At 40.1% G+C, this 1,396-nt stretch carries 1 protein-coding gene; it reads left to right on the top strand.

All coding sequences use genetic code 11. From position 1 onward, the window contains the following. A partial coding sequence (locus ACKTTC_RS11105; protein WP_408039899.1) for a hypothetical protein occupies positions 1-1,396 on the top strand: 1,396 nt, incomplete at both ends.

The following is a 1,396-nucleotide window of genomic DNA, read 5'->3' as shown; positions in this document are numbered from 1 at the left end:
TAATTGTGGTAGTACTGTACTTACTAAGGGAAGTTCACCAAGTGGAATTACATGGTATTGGCAAAGTAGTCTATCAGGTACAAGTACCTCCAATTCAAGTACGAGTATTACCAGAACAAGTGGTACGGTATATATCCTACGTGCCAGAAATAATAGTACAGGTTGTTGGGGAAATCCAAGAGTAATTAGTTACAGTGTTAAATCTGTTCCAAGTGTTCCGAGTACTCCTACGGTAGTAAATAATTGTGGAAATAGTAGGCTTACCAAAGGTACTGCGCCAAGTGGAGTCACATGGTATTGGCAAAGTAGCGCATCAGGTACGAGTACATCGGTATCAAGTACTAGTATTACTAGAACAAGTGGAAGCAGGTATTACTTACGTGCAAGGAATAACAGTTCAGGCTGTTGGAGTACAGCAAGAGCAGTGAATTATAGTATCAAATCAGTACCAAGTATGCCAAGTGCGCCTACCATTGTAAATAATTGTGGTAATACAGTACTTACCAAGGGTACTGCGCCAAGTGGAGTCACATGGTATTGGCAAAGTAGTACCTCAGGTACTAGTATATCAGTAACAAATAGTAGTATTACCAGAACAAGTGGAAGTACCTATTACTTACGAGCAAGAAACAATAGTACAGGTTGTTGGAGTGCAGTAAGAACAGTAAATTATAGTGTTAAAAGTATTCCAAGTATCCCTACTGCACCTACCGTGGTAAATAACTGTGGAAGTAGTGTACTTACCAAAGGTACTGCGCCAAGTGGAATCACATGGTATTGGCAAAGTAGTGCATCAGGTACAAGCACATCAGTACCGAGTACTAGTGTTACCAGAACAAGTGGAAGCACCTATTACTTGCGTGCAAGAAATAATAATTCAGGTTGTTGGAGTGCTGCAAGAGCAGTGAATTATAGTATCAAAACGATACCAAGCATACCAAGTACGCCTACCGTAGTAAATAACTGTGGAAGTAGTGTACTTACTAAAGGAAATGCGCCAAGTGGAATTACATGGTACTGGCAAAGCAGTGCATCAGGAACAAGTACAGCTACATCGACTACTAGTATTACTAGAACAAGCGGAAGCACTTATTACTTACGTGCAAGAAATAATAGTACAGGTTGTTGGGGTACAGCAAGAGCAGTGAATTATAGTATTAAAGCTGTTCCAAGCACACCAAGCACACCTACTGTAGTAAATAACTGTGGAAATAGTGTACTTACTAAAGGAAATGCGCCAAGTGGAATCACATGGTATTGGCAAAGTAGTGCATCAGGAACAAGTACAGCTACATTGACTACAAGTATTACCAGAACAAGTGGAAGTACTTATTACTTACGTGCTAGAAATAATAGTACAGGCTGTTGGAGTACAGCAAGAGCAGTTAGCTATAGT

Origin of the sequence: Tenacibaculum amylolyticum, from assembly GCF_964511145.1 — a bacterium.
GTDB lineage: Bacteria > Bacteroidota > Bacteroidia > Flavobacteriales > Flavobacteriaceae > Polaribacter > Polaribacter amylolyticum.
The sequence above is the reverse complement of the archived record's forward strand: the minus strand, read 5'-3'. Positions and strand labels throughout refer to the sequence as shown.